Annotated in this window: 19 protein-coding genes; 10 read left to right on the top strand and 9 right to left on the bottom strand. The window is 59.8% G+C overall.

Translation table 11 applies throughout. The features are described from left to right. Positions 1 to 4 precede the first annotated feature (4 nt). Positions 5 to 661, bottom strand: coding sequence for a PilN domain-containing protein (locus GM668_RS16640; RefSeq protein ID WP_155440078.1), 657 nt, complete (start codon positions 659 to 661; stop codon positions 5 to 7). Beyond that, a complete protein-coding gene (locus tag GM668_RS16635) occupies positions 661 to 1,740 on the bottom strand; it encodes a pilus assembly protein PilM (protein WP_155440077.1) in 1,080 nt (359 codons plus the stop codon). Before GM668_RS16635 ends, GM668_RS16640 begins: the two co-directional genes overlap by 1 nt. Positions 1,741 to 2,051: 311 nt before the next feature. Here GM668_RS16635 and GM668_RS16630 point away from each other — a divergent pair, with 311 nt between their 5' ends. From GM668_RS16630 to GM668_RS16620, 3 genes are read left to right on the top strand one after another with little or no spacing between them, the layout of a single operon-like run. Beyond that, the gene (locus tag GM668_RS16630; RefSeq protein ID WP_155440076.1) at positions 2,052 to 4,370 is read left to right on the top strand and encodes a penicillin-binding protein 1A; all 2,319 of its coding nucleotides are present in this window, start codon (positions 2,052 to 2,054) and stop codon (positions 4,368 to 4,370) included. Positions 4,371 to 4,382: 12 nt separating this feature from the next. Continuing rightward, a complete protein-coding gene (locus GM668_RS16625; protein WP_155440075.1) occupies positions 4,383 to 4,583 on the top strand; it encodes a KOW motif-containing protein in 201 nt (66 codons plus the stop codon). Then, positions 4,583 to 5,086, top strand: coding sequence for a DinB family protein (locus GM668_RS16620; protein ID WP_155440074.1), 504 nt, complete (start codon positions 4,583 to 4,585; stop codon positions 5,084 to 5,086). The genes GM668_RS16625 and GM668_RS16620 overlap by 1 nt, the downstream gene beginning before the upstream one ends. A gap of 76 nt (positions 5,087 to 5,162) precedes the next feature. Here the strand turns inward: GM668_RS16620 and sorU are convergent, their stop codons facing one another. The 3 genes from sorU to cyaY form a co-directional block, all read right to left on the bottom strand. Then, positions 5,163 to 5,489 carry a SorU family sulfite dehydrogenase c-type cytochrome subunit gene (gene sorU / locus GM668_RS16615; protein ID WP_155440073.1) on the bottom strand — a complete coding sequence of 109 codons (327 nt, stop codon included), beginning with the start codon at positions 5,487 to 5,489 and terminating at the stop codon, positions 5,163 to 5,165. Continuing rightward, a complete protein-coding gene (sorT, locus tag GM668_RS16610; RefSeq protein ID WP_155440072.1) occupies positions 5,486 to 6,721 on the bottom strand; it encodes a SorT family sulfite dehydrogenase catalytic subunit in 1,236 nt (411 codons plus the stop codon). Before sorT ends, sorU begins: the two co-directional genes overlap by 4 nt. A 131-nt stretch (positions 6,722 to 6,852) precedes the next feature. Continuing rightward, a complete protein-coding gene (gene cyaY / locus GM668_RS16605; protein ID WP_155440071.1) occupies positions 6,853 to 7,188 on the bottom strand; it encodes an iron donor protein CyaY in 336 nt (111 codons plus the stop codon). On the opposite strand from cyaY, the gene lptM reads away from it, so the two are divergent. The 7 genes from lptM to GM668_RS16570 all read left to right on the top strand — a co-directional run bounded on the left by lptM (position 7,139) and on the right by GM668_RS16570 (position 13,492). Continuing rightward, positions 7,139 to 7,423, top strand: coding sequence for an LPS translocon maturation chaperone LptM (gene lptM, locus GM668_RS31765; RefSeq protein ID WP_371868719.1), 285 nt, complete (start codon positions 7,139 to 7,141; stop codon positions 7,421 to 7,423). The two genes, cyaY and lptM, sit on opposite strands and share 50 nt — an antisense overlap. 2 nt (positions 7,424 to 7,425) lie before the next feature. Continuing rightward, positions 7,426 to 8,703 (top strand): diaminopimelate decarboxylase, encoded by a 1,278-nt coding sequence (lysA, locus tag GM668_RS16595; protein ID WP_155440069.1) that lies wholly within the window; start codon positions 7,426 to 7,428, stop codon positions 8,701 to 8,703. Positions 8,704 to 8,708: 5 nt separating this feature from the next. Beyond that, positions 8,709 to 9,221, top strand: coding sequence for a 2-thiouracil desulfurase family protein (locus tag GM668_RS16590; RefSeq protein WP_155440068.1), 513 nt, complete (start codon positions 8,709 to 8,711; stop codon positions 9,219 to 9,221). A gap of 175 nt (positions 9,222 to 9,396) precedes the next feature. Next, positions 9,397 to 10,827, top strand: a complete 1,431-nt coding sequence (locus GM668_RS16585) for a circularly permuted type 2 ATP-grasp protein (protein WP_155440067.1) — start codon at positions 9,397 to 9,399, stop codon at positions 10,825 to 10,827. Next, a complete protein-coding gene (locus GM668_RS16580; RefSeq protein WP_155440066.1) occupies positions 10,821 to 11,747 on the top strand; it encodes an alpha-E domain-containing protein in 927 nt (308 codons plus the stop codon). The genes GM668_RS16585 and GM668_RS16580 overlap by 7 nt, the downstream gene beginning before the upstream one ends. A gap of 8 nt (positions 11,748 to 11,755) precedes the next feature. Next, positions 11,756 to 12,559 (top strand): transglutaminase family protein, encoded by an 804-nt coding sequence (locus GM668_RS16575; RefSeq protein ID WP_155440065.1) that lies wholly within the window; start codon positions 11,756 to 11,758, stop codon positions 12,557 to 12,559. 57 nt (positions 12,560 to 12,616) lie between these two features. Continuing rightward, positions 12,617 to 13,492 carry a proteasome-type protease gene (locus GM668_RS16570; protein WP_155440064.1) on the top strand — a complete coding sequence of 292 codons (876 nt, stop codon included), beginning with the start codon at positions 12,617 to 12,619 and terminating at the stop codon, positions 13,490 to 13,492. 58 nt (positions 13,493 to 13,550) lie between these two features. Here the strand turns inward: GM668_RS16570 and GM668_RS16565 are convergent, their stop codons facing one another. From GM668_RS16565 to ccsB, 4 genes are all read right to left on the bottom strand, one after another. After that, positions 13,551 to 14,963 carry a Fic family protein gene (locus GM668_RS16565; RefSeq protein WP_371868717.1) on the bottom strand — a complete coding sequence of 471 codons (1,413 nt, stop codon included), beginning with the start codon at positions 14,961 to 14,963 and terminating at the stop codon, positions 13,551 to 13,553. Between the two features lie 192 nt (positions 14,964 to 15,155). Continuing rightward, the gene (gene msrQ, locus GM668_RS16560; protein WP_155440062.1) at positions 15,156 to 15,791 is read right to left on the bottom strand and encodes a protein-methionine-sulfoxide reductase heme-binding subunit MsrQ; all 636 of its coding nucleotides are present in this window, start codon (positions 15,789 to 15,791) and stop codon (positions 15,156 to 15,158) included. Then, the gene (gene msrP / locus GM668_RS16555; RefSeq protein ID WP_155440061.1) at positions 15,791 to 16,771 is read right to left on the bottom strand and encodes a protein-methionine-sulfoxide reductase catalytic subunit MsrP; all 981 of its coding nucleotides are present in this window, start codon (positions 16,769 to 16,771) and stop codon (positions 15,791 to 15,793) included. Before msrP ends, msrQ begins: the two co-directional genes overlap by 1 nt. A gap of 89 nt (positions 16,772 to 16,860) precedes the next feature. Further along, positions 16,861 to 18,198, bottom strand: a complete 1,338-nt coding sequence (gene ccsB, locus GM668_RS16550; protein WP_155440060.1) for a c-type cytochrome biogenesis protein CcsB — start codon at positions 18,196 to 18,198, stop codon at positions 16,861 to 16,863. Positions 18,199 to 18,214 lie beyond the last annotated feature (16 nt).

Raw genomic sequence — 18,214 nt, 5'->3', positions numbered from 1 at the left:
CTGCTCAGGGCTTGGCGGGAACATTGCCCGCACTCGCCATCGTAGCGGCCGGCTTGTGATCCCCGGGTTTGCCCGGCTTGCCGTCTTCCAGTTGTTCCTTGTCGCGCGGACGCTTGATGCTGACGATCAAATTAAATTCCACGACTTTTTTCGCTGTCTTGCCCTGGCCCAGGCCCGTGGCCTTCACTTCCACCAGGTCCGGTTTTTCCAGCCACGGCGACACGCTCGACACGTTGCGCAGCAATTCCGACACGCGCTCCTGCGATTGCGCAAAGCCTTGCATGACCACGCGCTGCCCGTCTTGCTTAAAGCTCTTCAGGTACACGCCGGGCGGCGTTTGCTTGACCAGTTCATCGAGCAGGTAAACAGGCTGGTTGCGGTCGCCCTGCAAATCTTCGACAGCTTGCTGGCGCGCTTTCAGCGCTTCGATTTCTTGCTTCAACGTGGCGATTTCTGCAATCTTTTTATCCAGCACCACGATGGCGTCCTTGATGGCCTGGTTGCGCTGTTCCTGGATCGCAATGGCGCGTGCGTTATAGCCGCCCACCACCAGCACAACGCCGGCGCCGATCAGCGCGCCCAATGCCATCAGCGCGTAAAACGCGGCTTTTTTCTGTTTGCGCTTTTCCTCGCGGTGCGGGAGCAGGTTAATCCGGATCATCAGCCGAACCTCCGCAATGCCAGCCCGCAAGCCACCAGATAGGCCGGCGCTTCGCTGCGCAGCGCCTGCTCACGCACACCCGGTCCCAGCACCATGCCCTTGAATGGGGAAATCACGGCGGAATTGATCTTGGTGCGGCTGGCCACGATATCGAGCAAGCCGGGAATCAATGCGCAGCCGCCGGCCAGGTATATCTGGTCGACTTTGGTATACGGGGTGGACGTGTAAAAGAATTGAATGGCGCGTGTGACTTCCAGCGCGGCGCTTTCCAGGAATGGCGCCAGGATGTCGTTTGCGTAACTGTCCGGCAAGTCGCCGGACTTCTTTTTTGCTTCCGCTTCGTCATAAGACAAACCATATGCGCGGACGATGTCCTGGGTCAGCGTATTGCCGCCAAATGGCTGTTCCCGCTCATAAATCGCAACGCCATCAAGCAGCACGGATATATGCGTGACTTGCGCGCCAATCTGGAACAGCGCAACGATCTGGCCCGCATTGCCGCCCGGTACCTGGGCCAGCACCCGGTCCAGCGCGGCGCGCGCCGCATACGATTCAATGTCCATTACGGCAGCTTTCAGGCCGGATGCTTCCGCAATGGCCACGCGGTCTTCGACTTTTTCGCGGCGCGACGCTGCCAGCAGCACTTCGACATCGTCTTCCGACGCAGGCGACGGACCAATCACGTCGAAGTCGAGGCTGACTTCATCGAGCGCAAACGGAATATATTGGCTGGCTTCCGATTCGACCTGCACTTCCAGCTGGTCTTCCGACATACCAGCCGGCAAAGTGATTTTCTTCGTGATGACGGAAGCCGGCGGCATCCCCAGCGCAACCAGTTTGGCGCGGGTGCCGCTTTTCTTCCACACGCGGCGCAGCGCGTCCACCACCTGGTCGAGGTTTTCGATATTGCCGTCAATCACGGCGCCGCGCGGCAGGGGTTCCGTCGCGTAGCGTTCCAGCCGCAACCCTTCCTTGCCGCCCTGGGCCAGTTCCACCAGCCGCACACTCGACGTGCTGATGTCGACCCCAACCAGCGGCGCATTGCCCCTGCCGAACAGTGTGCTCAGGTCCAGGTTCATAGCGGGTTCCTGCCATGTTGCAGCTGGTCACACACTATTATTGATCGCATAAGGAGAGGGCAAAAAGGGGACGGTACATCAGATGCTAGCAATAAGGCTGAGCGAGTGTAAAGGTATTTCTGCCGTGCACAATTGCTCATTTGTGCACCCTGTACCACACTTGAAATCCACTCTGTGGCCATGATTTCAACTCACTTATTTAGTTGCTCATAGTAAATATTTCATGCCTGTTGTCTGTCCGCTATGCACGCCGCAAGCTATCATGCCTCGCTTATAATGGCCCGGACTCACAGACTGGAAAGACCACTTGCATGACCACTGCTGCCAATGACAATCCAGCCCGTTCGCGCGGCCTGCTATTTACCGTCCTCGCCTCCATCGCCGGCCTGGTGCTGGCAGGTGTGCTGTTGCTGGTATTCGGCCTGGCGCTGGCTTATCCGAATTTGCCGGAGCTGGATTCCCTGACGGATTACCGTCCTAAAATGCCGCTGCGAATCTTTTCAGCCGACGGCGTACTGATCGGCGAATTCGGCGAAGAACGCCGTAATCTGGTGCGCATCAAAGACATCCCCGACGTGATGAAAAAAGCCGTGCTGGCGATTGAAGACAGCAACTTCTATGAGCACGGCGGCGTCGATTACACAGGCATCTTGCGCGCGGCCGTCCACAATGCGACGGGCGGCGCACGCCAGGGCGCATCGACCATCACACAGCAAGTCGCCCGCAACTTCTTCTTGTCCAGCGAGCAAACGTTCAAGCGTAAATTGTATGAAATGCTGCTGGCCTGGAAAATCGAGAAAAACCTGACGAAAGACCAGATCCTCGAGGTTTATATGAACCAGATTTATCTGGGCCAGCGCGCATACGGCTTTTCATCCGCTGCCCAGATTTATTTCGGCAAGAATTTAAAAGACATTAGCATTGCGGAAGCCGCGATGCTGGCCGGTTTGCCCAAAGCGCCATCCGCGTATAACCCGGTAGTCAATCCGAAGCGTGCCCGCACCCGCCAGCAATACATTTTGCAGCGCATGCGCGACTTGGGCTACATCACGGAAGCGCAGTATGTGGCGGCAAAAAACGAGCAATTGAAAACCAAGACCGACAGCAGCGATTTCGGCGTCCACGCGGAATATGTGGCGGAAATGGCGCGCCAGCTGGTGTATGAACAATTCAAGGAAGATACGTACACGCGCGGCTTGAACGTATTCACCACCATTACCAAGGCCGACCAGGATGCCGCCTACCTGGCGCTGCGCCGTGGCGTGATGGATTATGAAAAACGCCACGCTTACCGGGGCCCGGAAGCGTATATCGATATCCCGGCCAATAAAGAAGAAGCCGACGAAGCCATTGAAACGGAACTGGCGGGCCGTCCGGATAGCGACGACATCGTGGCGGCCATGGTGCTGCAAGTGTCGCCTACCAAGGTGGTGGCCGTGACCGCGTCGGGCGAAGAAATCACGATTACCGGCGAAGGGCTGGAAGCGGCCCGCTCGTGGCTGACGGATAAAGCTGCACCGAATAAACGCATCCGCCGTGGCGCTGTGATTCGCGTGCACCAGGAAGGCAAAGATTGGGAAATCACGCAAATGCCGGAAGTCGAATCGGCCTTTGTGTCGGCCTCGACGGAAGATGGCGCCATCAAGGCGCTGGTCGGCGGCTTCGATTTCAACCGCAACAAGTTCAACCACGTGACGCAGGCGTGGCGCCAGCCGGGTTCGTCCTTTAAACCGTTTATTTACTCGGCATCGCTGGAGCGGGGCTTGTCGCCTTCGACCGTCATCAATGACGCACCGATCTCGTTCGACGCGGGCCAGACCGGCGGCCAGGCGTGGGAACCGAAGAACTACGACGGCAAGTACGAAGGCCCGATGACGATGCGCAAGGGCCTGACCAAGTCGAAAAACATGATTTCCATCCGTATCCTGCACCGCATCGGCGCCAAATACGGCCAGGAATATACGACCCGCTTTGGCTTTGACGCGGAAAAGAACCCGCCTTACCTGACGCTGGCGCTGGGCGCGGGCGCCGTGACGCCGCTGCAGGAAGCGGGCGCGTATGCCGTCTTTGCCAACGGCGGCTATAAAGTCACGCCTTACCTGATTTCCAAGGTGACGGACTCGAACGGCAAAGTGCTGTCGCAAGCGTCGCCGGACCGCGCAGGCGATCCCGCCAACAGGGTCATTGATGAGCGCAATGCGTTCCTGATGGATTCCATGATGAAGGACGTCGTCAAGTACGGTACCGCGACCAAGGCGTTGGTGCTGAAGCGTCCGGATATCGCGGGCAAGACGGGCACCACCAACGATTCCATCGATGCATGGTTTGCCGGCTACCAGTCGAAATTGGTGGCGGTCGCGTGGATCGGCTTCGACCAGCCGCGCAACCTGGGTAATAAAGAGACGGGCGGCGGCCTGGCGCTGCCGATCTGGATCGGCTACATGCAAAAAGCGCTGAAAAATATCCCGATTGAAGAGCGCCCGGTTCCCGAGGGCATGATGGTGGTGGATGGCGAGTATTACTACGCGGAAAATCCACCAGGGATGGGGGTGCAGAGTCTGGAGGGCGCTTCACGGGGCACGCCGGCGGAGGAAAAAGCCAAGGATGCGGTGAAAAACGAATTGTTCTGATTACACGGAGGAATGATGGAAGCAGCGCAGACAGTCACGGACGGCGCTTGGTGCAAAGTCACCGGCGGCACCCATGCCGGGAAATCCGGCTCGGTTACTGACATCAAAACCAGCAAAACCGGTCATGTGACAATTACCGTCGTGCAGGCCGACGGCGTCAGGTTCAAGACGCTGGCGCGCAATGTCGTTGTTCAGGACCGGCCGTCATCTTGATGTTCAACGACATTTTCAAGTACAAGCAATGGGCCGACCGCCGCACGCTGGACGCAGTGGCGGCGATTGACCAAGACCAGTTTCCGGGAGCAATGGCGTTTGCGCGCCAGCAGCTCAACCACATGGTGCGGGTCGAAGAATTGTTCAAGGCCCGGCTGACTGGCCAGCCAGACCCGCATGCGTCGACCAATACCGAACAATTGCCCCAGCTCAGCGAACTCGACCAGCGCATTACCGCATCGAACCTGTGGTTTGGCCGGTTTATTGGAGCAACTCCCCTGCTGAATGAACCCGTGACGTTCCAGTTCGTCGATGGCAAACAGGGCAGCATGACGCGGCAAGAAATACTGTTTCACATCGTCAATCACGGCACGTATCACCGGGGCGCGATTGGCCATGCGCTGGATTTGGCCAAAGGCGCCCGGCCTGCCGATACCTTTACAGTCTATCTGCACGCGGCGGAGCCTGGCCGCCGCGAGAGGACGGAACTAGACCGTGGATGACTGGGATATGGTCCCGCCTGCGTTCGCTATTTGAACGCAGGTCTGGCGTGCCATAGACCAGTTCAGCCAGAACAAGTCATGGCAACCGGCTGGCCGCCGCCACATACTGCGCCAGCAATTTCAAGTCCGCTTCGCTCAGTTTGAACGCCGGCATCACGCCGATCCCATTGCGCACAGCCTTTTCCACGCGCGCGGCATCCGGCGCCATTTCATTCAAGTTCGGCCCGATTTCACCGGCAGCCTCCGCATGGCGCAGCGTGTGGCACGTCATGCATGGCGGCGCGGCCGTCTGCGTAAACAGGCGCTTGCCTTTTTCCAGCATGGCGGCATCGTTATCCGCCGCCCCGGCCCCGGCACTGGCCGCCAGCAGCAACGCTGCGGTTATCCGTTTCGCCCCCATCATGCCACCACCACTTTCACGCCATGGTCACGCCAGCTGGTATTGCCATAGCCATGCGCATTTTCCACCCGCAGTTCCGGCTGGCGGTTGCCCTTGCTGTCTTCGGCGCGGGACAGCAACGTGTGCATACCGGCCGGCAACTTCACTGCCAGCGCGAACTGGCGCCATGCATAGCGGCCCAGGTCCGGGCCGACCAGTTTGGCTTCCTGCCACGTCTTGCCATCGTCCACCGACACTTCCACCCGCTTTACTGCATGCAAGCCGCCAAACGCCACGCCATGGATGACGCAGGGCCCCGCCGCCAGTGCGCCGCTGTCCGGCAACGGGCCATTGATCCACGATTTCACGCCCATTTCCCATACGGACGGGTCGGCATTGGTGCTTTTCTGGCCCAGCGCTGTCATGCGGTAGCCGTGCTGCTGGATGGCCGCCTCGCTTTGCTCGGCAGTAAAGGCCAGCCGCTTGATGTATTTGATATTGTTGACACCCGTATAACCGGGCACGATCAGCCGCAGCGGGCCGCCATGCGCCAGCGGAATCGGCGCGCCATTCAATTCCCATGCCAGCAGGGCATCGCCCATGGCTTCCAGCGGCACCGAGCGCTCCACCATCAGCGTGCGCGGATCGACTCCTTCCGGCAATTTCTCGCCGCCCGTGCCCGTCATGTATTTCAATCCGGACAGCGGACCGCCCAGCGCTTCCACCACGGCGCGCACCGGCACGCCGCTCCACAGCACACAACCGGCAGCGCCCACTTGCCACGGGCTGCCGCTCGGCTTGCTGGGGAACATGCCCCGGCCATTGCCGGAACATTGCAGCACCATGGCCACGGTTTCCAGCCCCATCCCTTTTAATTCCTTCACGGTCAGCGCACGGGGGTTTTTCACACCGTCCACCTGCACCACCCACGCATCCCGGTCGGCCAGGATAGCCGCATCCGGCGCCGGCAAGTTATTGCGCACATACAGGCGGTCTGCCGGCGTGATGACGCTGGAGCCCAGCGCGCCGCGGCGGGTTTCCAGCGCATTCGCGCCATGCACGATCATGACACTGCCATCTTTCCACGCGGCGAAGGCGGGCAAAGGCTTGGCGGCGGGTGCGGCGGCAGGCGCGGAAGCGCTGGCAGCCTGGGCCAGCGCCGTGCGCGACAAGCCATCGAGCCCGGCAGCGGCTACGGCAGCCAGGCTGCCCCCCAGCAAAGAACGGCGGGAAGGAACAAATGTGGAATCAGTCATCTTAGTCTCCAGGAGCTATTTTTTTATGAATGGTGCGGGAAAAACACACGCACGGCTGCGCACAGTACGACATGCAATTGACGACACAAATGAAAAGGGCGCAAACCGCGCCCTTGTTGGATTGCTGCTGATTACTGCTCGCTGACGACCACCGGGGCGCCGCCCTGCTCTGTCGTGATATCCGACAGCGCCTGAAACAATTCCTTGCCGGTGCGGGTATCGACCCACTTGCCATCGACGCGCTTGTAGTGGAAACCGCCGGAACGGGCCGCGACCCAGATTTCCTGCATGGCGGCCTGGCTGTTGACGATGACCTTCGAGCCATTGTGGCAAAACTCGATTTCCAGCACATTGCCGCTGCGGCTGCACTCGACGTCCACCATATCCTGTTCGTGCAGGCGGTCCAGTGCGGACTCGATGGCGGACAGGGTGGTGTCGGCCACGTCCAAAAATTCTGATTCGGTCATGCTAAACTCCAGGATCTTCTGTCAAACCCTGATTTTAATCGTGAAGTCCACTTTAGCGCTGCACATCTCTGCGGTGGCCTGCATTTCCGCCCTCTTGGCGGGCTGCGGCCAGACCGGCCCGCTGTACTTACCAAAACAGCCGGCCAAGCCCGCCACTGCCAACACCCAAGGCAAGCCAGGCGTAGCGCCCCCTTCCGCTCCGGTACCTTCCACACCTCCCGCATCCCAACAATAATCATGTCGCAATTTTCTTACCAGGACGGCGTGCTGCACGCCGAAGGCGTGTCCCTGGCCGCCATTGCCGAGCAATACGGCACCCCGACTTACGTGTATTCCAAGGCCCAGCTGCTGGCCAATTTCGATTCGTACCAAAATGCTTGCGCGGGCCGCGATGCGCTGGTGTGCTACGCCATGAAAGCCAATTCCAACCTGGCCGTGCTGAATTTGCTGGCGCGGCGCGGCGCGGGCTTCGACATCGTGTCGGGCGGTGAATTGCTGCGCGTGATTGCGGCGGGCGGCGACGCAAAGAAAGTGATTTTCTCGGGCGTGGGTAAAACCGTGGCGGAAATGCGCCTGGCGCTGGAACACGACATCCTGTGCTTCAACGTGGAATCCATCCCGGAATTGCACCGCCTGAACGACGTGGCTGGTTCCATGGGCAAGAAAGCCCGCGTGTCGCTGCGCGTGAACCCGAACGTGGACGCCAAGACCCACCCGTACATCGCCACCGGCCTGAAAGCCAACAAATTCGGCGTGGCCTACACGGATGCGCTGGAAACGTACCGCACGGCCGCCAAGCTGCCGCACCTGGACGTGGCGGGTATCGATTGCCACATCGGCTCGCAATTGCTGGATGACGCGCCGCTGCTGGAAGCGCTGGACCGCTTGATCGAACTGATCGACCAGCTCGATGCGGAAGGCATTCATTTGCACCACCTGGACCTGGGCGGCGGCCTGGGCATTGATTACGGCGATGAAGAAGACAGCGCGCCGGTGCCGGTGGGCGACTACCTGGGCCGCGTGTTTGCCCGTATCGATGCGTGGCGCAAGGAACGCTATGACGGCAAGCCCATCAAAGTATGCTTCGAGCCGGGCCGCTCCATCGTGGGCGACACGGGCGTGCTGGTGACCCGTGTGGAATTCCTCAAACACGGTGAAGAAAAGAATTTCTGCATTGTCGACGCAGCCATGAATGATATGGCCCGCCCTGCCCTATATCAGGCATGGATGGACATGCAGCCGGTCGTACAATCCAAAGCCGATGTGGCGACCTATGACGTCGTCGGCCCCGTGTGCGAATCCGGCGACTGGCTGGCGCGCGACCGCGCGCTGTCCGTCGAAGCGGGCGACTTGCTCGCCATGAAAACTGCCGGTGCGTATGGCATGACGATGGCGTCGAACTACAACACCCGTGGCCGCGCGGCGGAATTGATTGTCGATGGCACGCAAGTGCACGTGGTGCGCCAGCGTGAAAATCCAGCGGATCTGTTCGCGCTGGAAAGCATCATCAAGTAACGCGCATGGAAGCCATCCTGGTCAGTTCTTGCCTGCTGGGCAATCCCGTCCGTTATGACGGCGCGGGCAAGCGCTGCGGTCACGCCCTGCTGCAGGGCTGGATCGCGGAAGGCCGGGTCGTGCCGTTTTGTCCCGAAGTGGCCGGCGGCTTGCCCACGCCCCGGCCACCGGCGGAAATCCGCCATGGCTTGGGTGGCGCGCACGTGCTGGCCGGCCGGTCGGCCGTCGTGGAATCGGGCGGCAAAGATGTGTCGGCGGAATTCATCGATGGCGCGCGCCAGGCGCTGGCGATGGCGCAGCGTAAGCATATCCGTGTGGCGATCCTGAAAGAAGGCAGCCCGTCTTGCGGTTCCACGTTGATTTATGACGGCAGCTTCAGCGGGCAAACCCTTGCCGGCGACGGCGTGACTGCCGCGCTGCTGCGGCAAGCCGGTATTGCCGTGTTCAGCGAAGCACAGTTGCCCGAAGCGGCAGCTTACATCGCGCAACTCGAAGCCTCGCCGCAAGCGCACCGCTAAGCACGGCATTTCGGCCGCCGCACCAAGCTCAAGCATTCATGCGCCACGGCCGCACCCGTACGGTGCACATGCACCGGCGCGGCCCAGGCGTACACGAGCATGCCCCACCGTTGCGCAGCAAATTGCTGGCACGAATCTTGTGTCTGTATCGGTACCGAGACTACCGGGACCGATCATGCCAACTTTTTACAATGAAATGCACGATGGCGCGGCAACCGCGCCCGTGCGCGAACATTACCGGGAGTTCTGCCGCTGGCTGGAACAACAGCCAGCCGACACGCTGGCGCGCAAGCGCGCCGAAGCGGATTTGCTGTTCCGCCGCGTGGGCATCACGTTTGCCGTCTATGGCGACGATGCCGGTACTGAGCGCCTGATTCCCTTCGATATCATCCCCCGCATCATCCCCAGCGGCGAATGGGCGCAATTGCAGGCCGGCCTGGCGCAGCGCGTCAAAGCGCTCAACATGTTTATCCACGATATCTACCATGACCAGAATATCGTGAAAGCCGGCATCATCCCGGCCGAGCAAATTTACCGCAATGCGCAGTACCGCCCGGAAATGCAGGGCATCAGCGTGGCGTCAGACATTTACGCGCACATTGCCGGCGTCGATATCGTCCGGGCGGGCAAGGGCGAGTTTTACGTGCTGGAAGATAACTTGCGCGTGCCGTCCGGCGTGTCGTACATGCTGGAAGACCGCAAAATGATGATGCGGCTGTTCCCGGAATTGTTTGCCCGCAACCGCATTGCCCCCGTCGATCACTATCCCGACTTGTTGCTCGACAACTTGCGCTCCGTGGCGCCGATGGGCGTCAATGATCCCACCATCGTCGTGATGACGCCGGGCATGTATAACTCGGCATATTTTGAACACGCGTTCCTGGCCCAGCAAATGGGCGTGGAACTGGTGGAAGGCAAGGATTTGTTTGTGTCCGACAATGCCGTGTACATGCGCACGACGCACGGGCCGCGCCGGGTTGACGTGATTTACCGCCGCCTCGATGACGACTTCCTCGATCCGCTGGCGTTCCGGCCAGACTCCGCGCTGGGCGTGCCGGGCTTGCTGTCGGTGTACCGCGCAGGCCGCGTGACGCTGGCCAATGCCATCGGCACCGGCGTGGCGGATGACAAGTCGATTTACCCCTATGTGCCGGACATGATCGAGTTTTACCTGTCGGAGCGGCCTGTCCTCAACAACGTACCCACGTGGCAATGCCGCCGCAAGGAAGACCTTGATTACACGCTGGCGCACTTGCCGGAACTGGTGGTCAAGGAAGTGCATGGCGCGGGCGGCTACGGCATGCTGGTGGGGCCCGCGTCAACCCGCGCCCAGGTTGAGGAATTCCGCCAAAAATTGATTGCGCATCCCGACCGCTATATCGCGCAGCCAACGCTGGCGCTGTCGAATTGCCCGACCTTCGTGGAATCCGGCGTGGCGCCGCGCCACATCGATTTGCGTCCATTCGTGTTGTCCGGCAAAACCATTTCCATGGTGCCCGGCGGCCTGACGCGGGTGGCGCTGCAGGAAGGGTCGCTGGTGGTGAATTCGTCACAAGGCGGCGGCACCAAGGATACGTGGGTACTGGAAGGGAGTCTGTCATGCTGAGCCGCACCGCCGACCATTTATTCTGGATGGCCCGCTATACGGAGCGGGCGGAAAATACTGCGCGCATGCTTGACGTCCACGTGCAGGCAGCCATGCTGCCACAGTCGGCGCAGGATGTGGAAAACAGTTGGCGCGCGCTGCTGGGGATTTCGGAATTGCAGCAAGCGTATGACGCGCGCCATGGCGCCGTCACGGGGCGCCACGTGATTGATTTCATGGCGCGCGATCCAAACAATCCGTCGTCGATCGCCGCGTGCCTGAAAGAAGCGCGTGAAAATGCGCGCGCCGTGCGCGGCACCTTGACGACGGAAGTGTGGGAAATCCTCAACCAGACGTGGCTGGACTGGCAACGGCGGCTGCATTTGCTGGAGAACGATCCCAGCCAGGTGTTCGAATGGGTCAAATACCGCTCGCATTTATCGCGCGGCGTTACGCTGGGCACCATGCTGCGCGACGATGCCGTGCACTTCATCCGCCTCGGCACCTTCCTGGAACGGGCGGACAACACGGCCCGCATCCTCGACGTGAAGTTCCACCGTTCGGATGATTTGACGCAGCGCGACTATTACTACTGGGCCGCGCTGCTGCGCTCCGTGTCCGGCTTTGAAATTTACCGCAAGGTGTACCGCGACGTCATCACACCGGAACGCATCGCGGAATTGCTGATGCTGCGCGCCGACATGCCGCGCTCGCTGCTGGCGTGCATGGATGAAGTGGTGCACAACCTGGCGCAAATACGCAACGACGTGTCCGGTTCCACGGAACGCTATGCGGGACGGCTGCACGCGCAACTGCAATTCGGTTCCATTGACGATATCTTGAAAACAGGCTTGCACGATACACTGACGGAATTCCTCGCCAATATCTATGAACTGGGCAACCGCATCAGCCGCGATTTCCTTGTTCCACTGGCGGCATAGGAGGCGCGATGCAACTATGGATACGGCATGAAACCGCTTATGCGTACACGGCGCCGCAAGCGTACAGCATCCAGCAATTACACCTGACGCCGCGCGTGGAAGCGCAGCAGCATGTACTGTCGTGGCAATTGAGCGCCGCGGGACAAATGCATGGCTATACGGATGCCTATGGCAACCTGTCGCACATGCTGACGCTGAACGCGCCGCACCAGGCGCTCACTATTGTCGCGTCCGGCGCTGTCGAGACCACGGCGCCGCCCGGCGGACGCATTGCCGGCAACGATACGCTGCCGCCTATGGTTTATACGATGCCGACCCGGCTCACTGCCGTGACACCGGAAATCACGCATCTGGCGGCGGGCTGTGCGGCGGGCGCGGTTCCCACGACGAATGATTGCATGCAGCTGGCCGCCTGTATCGCCGGCGCGGTCCACTACCAGTCCGGCAGCACGGCGGTCGGCACGACGGCCGGCGCCGCCCTGGCGCTGGGCGCGGGCGTGTGCCAAGACCATGCGCACGTCTTCCTCGCCTGTTGCCACGTCAATGGCTGGCCGGCCCGCTACGTGTCCGGCTATATCGACCCGGGCAATACGGGCCATGCAGCCAGCCACGCGTGGGTGGACGTGTGGGCCGATGATGGCAGCGATGTTGGCTGGGTATCGGTGGACGTAACCCACGTGCGCCTGATGACGGATGCGTATTGCCGGCTGGCGGTGGGCCGCGACTACGACAGCGCTGCGCCGGTGCGGGGCATACGCCGGGGCGGCGGCGATGAAACCATGGCGGCGTCCGTGCAGGTGGCGCAGCAATGACGGGCGCCCTGCGGATCAGGGTAGAATCGGGGCTTTTGCTCCGCACGAATTGAAACGATGACTTATTGTGTAGCAATGCGGCTCGACGCCGGCCTGGTTTTCCTCAGCGATTCGCGCACCAATGCAGGCGTGGACCAGGTCAGCACCGCGCGCAAGATGCAGGTATATGAACATCCAGGCGAACGGATGATGGTGTTGATGACGGCGGGGAATTTGTCGATTTCCCAGTCCGTGCGCGAATTATTGTCCAGCCATACGGGCGCCAGCGGCTATACGCTGTGGACGGCGCCTGATATGTACGAAGCAGCCCGCATCGTCGGCGAAGTGGTGCGGCTCGTGCATGCGCGCGATGCGAAAGCGCTGTCGGAATTCGGCATCGACTTCAACGTCAGCATGATTTTCGGCGGCCAGATCAAGGGCACGCCGTGCCGCTTATTCCAGGTGTATTCGGCGGGCAATTTCATTGAATCGCACAGTGAAGCCACGTACTTCCAGATCGGCGAAGCCAAGTACGGCAAGCCCATCATCGACCGCGTCATCACGCCATCGACACCGCTGGATGAAGCGGCCAAGTGCGCGCTGATTTCCATGGATTCCACGTTGCGCTCGAATATCTCGGTTGGGTTGCCGCTGGACTTGCTGGTCTATGAAGATGGTGCGCTGGCTGTCACGCAATTTGCCACTATCGATGACAACAACCAGTATTTCCGCATGATCCGCAATACGTGGGGCCAGCAACTGAAGACCATCTTTGAAGGCATCGCGGCGCCCGTGTGGAATGCGGCGCCTGACACCACGGGCAACGTGCTGTCGTCCGCCGCCACGCGCAGCCAGCCGATGCGCGCTGCGCTGCCGCCCACGATGGCGCCCGGTTCGCAACCGGCTGCGCCGCTGCAAACGCTGGCGCAGCAATTCCGCGACGGGCAGCAGTGATTCGTACGTGTCCCGGCCTATGTCGGGACACGCTCTTTAACGGCATATCCAGGCCAAGTCAGTCTATATCTTCGTCAACGTCTTGTCCTGACAAGCTGGCCTGAGCCGCCAACTCGATGGCATCAAGAACTTCTGCTGGCACCTTGTACTGGTACTGTTTGCGCCGCTTTTTCGATATTCGTCCGTCGTTCTCCAGAGAGCAGCGTACAAGCGTTGCCAGATCACTTCCCCGCACATCGTATTGCGCGTCGACCGCCTTGAATACTGCGTCGTAGCGCGCTAAAAATTCCGTTTCTTTCCGTAAGTCGATTTCCAGCGCCTGCTCAGCCATGCGGTAGCCAAATTCAACACACGCTGTCGCATCCCAATAGCGGTAGATCGATTCACTCCCCTTGAATTCAAATGCATAGTTGCCTTCATCCACCCACAGCACTTTCCATCGTTCCCGCGCCGGTACGGAGAATTGCTGAAGCGTTGCCAGATACGCTGGCTCATTGCGTTTCATTGCGACGGATACTGGCAGCAACAGGCCGCGCGCCAATTTACCCGACTGGCATAACGCATGGTGGAACAGGAACCGGGATAACCGGCCATTCCCATCCATGAACGGATGAATGAAAACAAAGCCAAACGAAGCAATGGCAGCAACCACCAATGGGTCAACTGTCTTTTGTGTGGCCCAAATCAGTCCCACCAATTCCCCCATCAACTCGGGGACAAGCTGCGGCGATGGCGGCACATAACTGACGCCGGCAGCCCCTTTCAGCGGACCCTGTAACCAATTCTGCTCGTGGCGATAGGCAGCGGCCCTTTCGTAAGGATTGGTGATGACGGTATTCTGCAGTTCAACGAAGTAATCTTCGTCCAGCGTACGTGGCTCATGCGCCTGACGCAGCAAAGCAATAAAAGCCGAGGCTTTGTCCTGAGTAGGCGCTTCCCGTTCGATGGCAAACGAACTCTCTGTCTCGTGCATATATGCCCAGGCCAGCGCGCGGTCCATCGCCACGGTATCCAATGAAGCGAGGAACTCACCTACCCGGCCAAGCAGATCGGCAGCCAGCGCCTGCTGCACACCCGGTGTACGCTCGACTGTGACGCAATATCGCAAACTACCGAGCCCGTTGAAAAGAACACGCCAGCGGGCATTGCGTACTGCTGGCCCTGTGACATACTTTTTAGGGTCAAACAATGGAACATTGGCGCCGCCGATGACAGGTATATCTGTCAGCTGACGATGATTGAATGCTTCCCACAGATAACACAGCAAGCGCACGTAGGCACTGCTTGGCGCTGCCGTCAAATGGGAATGAATGACTGCTGCATCTATCAGCGGCAATGCTTCTGATAGAACCTGCAAGTTCGTGCCTTCATGCTTCAATGCAAATAAGATGTGCGATACCGGATCGTCATCTTGCGGCGCCACATGAGGCGGTACTGCCAGGCTGGTTTCTGCCGGACCAACTTTCGTCACAGCAAATTCCCGCGCAGGGCGCTTTAGAGGGAATGCGCTCAGCAACAACGATTGCCGAAGAAACTCATAGCCTAGCGTTCGCATTTTTTTTTACAAAATCAAAATTTTTTTTATTTTCGCATGCTTTCTTCCATTTTTTTTTACGCTTTACGTTAGCTTGATTCAGCGCAGCTCGCCCCTTCCCAATAATTACTAACGCGCAACACTTGGCCGTACCGCCATCCCCTTGCTGCGCGCCCACGCCACCCGCACGCCCAGCAGCGCCAGCACAATCAAGCCAAACAAAACCGGCTGCGAGAAATCATGCTTGGCGGCCTTCATCCACCAGAAGTGCAGGATACCCAGCGGTGCAATCACGTAAATCGCCTTGTGCAGTAGTTGCCACCGCTTGCCGCCCAGGCGGCGCACCATGGCGTTGGTGCTGGTCAGCGCCAGCGGCACCAGCAACACAAAGGCAATAAAGCCCACCGTGATAAAGGGCCGCTTGACGACATCCTTCAGCATTTCCTGCACGTCGAAGAAATGGTCGAACCACAGGAATGTCGTGAAATGCAGCAACGCATAAAAGAACGCATACAAGCCCAGCATGCGCCGCAGTTTAAGCACCCAATTCCACTTCAACAGGCGGCGCAGCGGCGTCACGGCCAGCGTGATGCACAGGAAGTACAAGGTCCAGTCGCCGGTGGCGCGCGTGATGTATTGCAGCGGCTCGACCAGCCGGTCATTGGCGACCAGCCACACCAGCTTGAAAAACGGGACCAGCGCCAGCACAAACACGGCCGCCTTGATGGCCGTGATGTGCCGCGCTGTTGGATTGGCGATATTCATCAGAAGAACCGCTTCAAATCCATGCCCGCATACAGTGGCGCCACGTCACTGTAACCGTTGAACATCAGGGTTTTACGTTTTTTCGCGAGGAAACCGTCTTCGCCAATGCGGCGCTCAGCAGCCTGCGACCAGCGCGGGTGGTCGACTTCCGGGTTCACGTTGGAATAAAAACCATATTCCGAGGGCGCCGCCACGTTCCACGCCGTGCGGGGCTGCTCTTTGACGAAGCGGATTTTCACGATGGATTTCGCGGACTTAAAGCCATACTTCCATGGCAGCACGATGCGTACGGGCGCGCCATTTTGGTTCGGCAACAGTTCGCCATACATGCCCAACGTCAGCAGCGCCAGCGGATGCATGGCTTCATCCATGCGCAAGCCTTCCACGTATGGCCAGTTCAGCACCCGGCTGCCGACGCCCGGCATTTGCTTGCGGTCCGCCAGCGACACGAATTCCACGTATTTCGCATTGCCGGTCGGCTCGGCTTTCTTGATCAGCTCGGACAGCGAATACCCGGTCCACGGAATCACCATCGACCACCCTTCCACACAGCGCAAGCGGTAAATGCGCTCTTCCAGCGGCGCCAGTTTCAGCAACTGGTCGAGGTCCAGCGTCATGGGCTTTTTGACTTCGCCTTCAATGGACACAGTCCATGGGCGCGGAATCAATGTATGCGCGTTTTCAGCCGGATCGCTTTTATCCGTGCCGAATTCATAAAAATTGTTATAGGTGGTCGCGTCTTTGTACGCGGTGACTTTATCGTGCGCGATATACGCGGGATTGGCTTTGCCGGGCAGCTTGGCGCGGGACGAACCTTGCGCGAATGCTTCGCGGTTGGCCATTTCCAGAAGCGAACCACCGGCAATGGTTCCGACCGCCAGTTGCCGGATAAAGGTGCGGCGCGACTCGTACACGTCGCGCGGGGTGATTTCAGAAGGGAATGGCAAATCGATGCCGTTGGGACTACGCTTGATCAGCATGGCTAACTCCAGAAAGAGGCAGGTTCTGAGATTCGTCGGAGATTTCCCAAGAACCTTACACCTCTTTTCTGAAAGCCACGTTAATCACATCATAATTTGCCGTACGAGTGCAGGCCGGACAGGAACATATTGACGCCGAGGAAAGCAAACGTCGTCACCAGCAAGCCCACCAGCGCCCACCAGGCCGACACTTTACCGCGCAAGCCGGACATCAAGCGCATGTGCAGCCACGCCGCGTAGTTCAGCCACACGATCAGCGCCCACGTTTCTTTCGGGTCCCACGACCAGTAGCCGCCCCACGCTTCGGCGGCCCACAGCGCGCCCAGGATGGTGGCAATGGTGAAGAACGCGAAACCCGCGGAAATCGCCTTGTACATCACGTCTTCCAGCACGTCGCCGGCCGGCAGGCGGTCCGCCAGGCGGTCGCGCATCAGGTTGGTGATGGCAAACAAGACGGCCAGGGTGCCGGCAAAGCGCGTGGCATTGACCATGCCTTTGACCACGGCGTCGCCCGCGCCCACGGCAAAGGTCACGCCCCATGCCAGCGCCATCAGCGCAATCGGGGCCACCACCAGCGCCAGCCACAAGGTGCGGATTTTTTCGTATTTCAACAGGTACGCCCACGCCACCATGGAAGCCAGTGCAAACGTGCCGTAACCAATGAAGTTGGCCGGTACGTGGATTTTCATCCACCAGCTTTGCAGCGCCGGCACCAGCGGCTGGATGTCGGCCGCGTCGCGCGACACCGTGTACCACAGCAGGAAACCGACCGCGGCGGAAATCACCATCAGCACAAACGCGCCCAGCTGGCGGGTCGCATAGCGCTGTTCGTAATACAGGTAAAACATGGCTGTGATCAGCGAGAACAGGATGAACACTTCATACAGGTTCGACACGGGAATGTGGCCCACGTCTGCGCCAATCAGGTACGACTCGTACCAGCGCACCAGCATGCCGGTCCAGCCCAGGATCAGCGCAGCCCAGCACAGCTTGGAGCCGACCGTAAAGCCCATCGACGAACGGGCCGCCAGGCCGATCCAGTAAAACAGCGTGGACAAGAAGAAGCATGTGCTCATCCACAGGATGGCGGACTGGCTGGACAGCATGTATTTCAGCCAAAACTTCTGGTTGGCCGCCTCCAGCGTGCCGCCATACATGCCCACGGCGCCCAGCGCCAGCAGGAAAGTCAGCGGCATCAGCCAGCGCACCGGTTTCCAGTGCCAGCCCAGCGCGGCAAAGGCAGGCGCCGCTGCAATCAGGATAGCTTTCTCATATATATCCATGAATGCCGCGTAGCGGTTCAGCGCAAACAGTGAACCGGCCACCAGCACGGCTGCGAACAGCCAGTCCAGCGGGCCCTGGCGTTTGAAATATCCGGGCGCTTGCGTATATGTCTGCGCCGAAACGTTGTTCTGTGTAATGTCCATCTTCAGTCTCCCATAC

This window comes from Pseudoduganella ginsengisoli, from assembly GCF_009720865.1.
In the GTDB taxonomy this organism is placed as follows: Bacteria; Pseudomonadota; Gammaproteobacteria; order Burkholderiales; family Burkholderiaceae_D; genus Rugamonas; species Rugamonas ginsengisoli.
The sequence above is the reverse complement of the archived record's forward strand: the minus strand, read 5'-3'. Positions and strand labels throughout refer to the sequence as shown.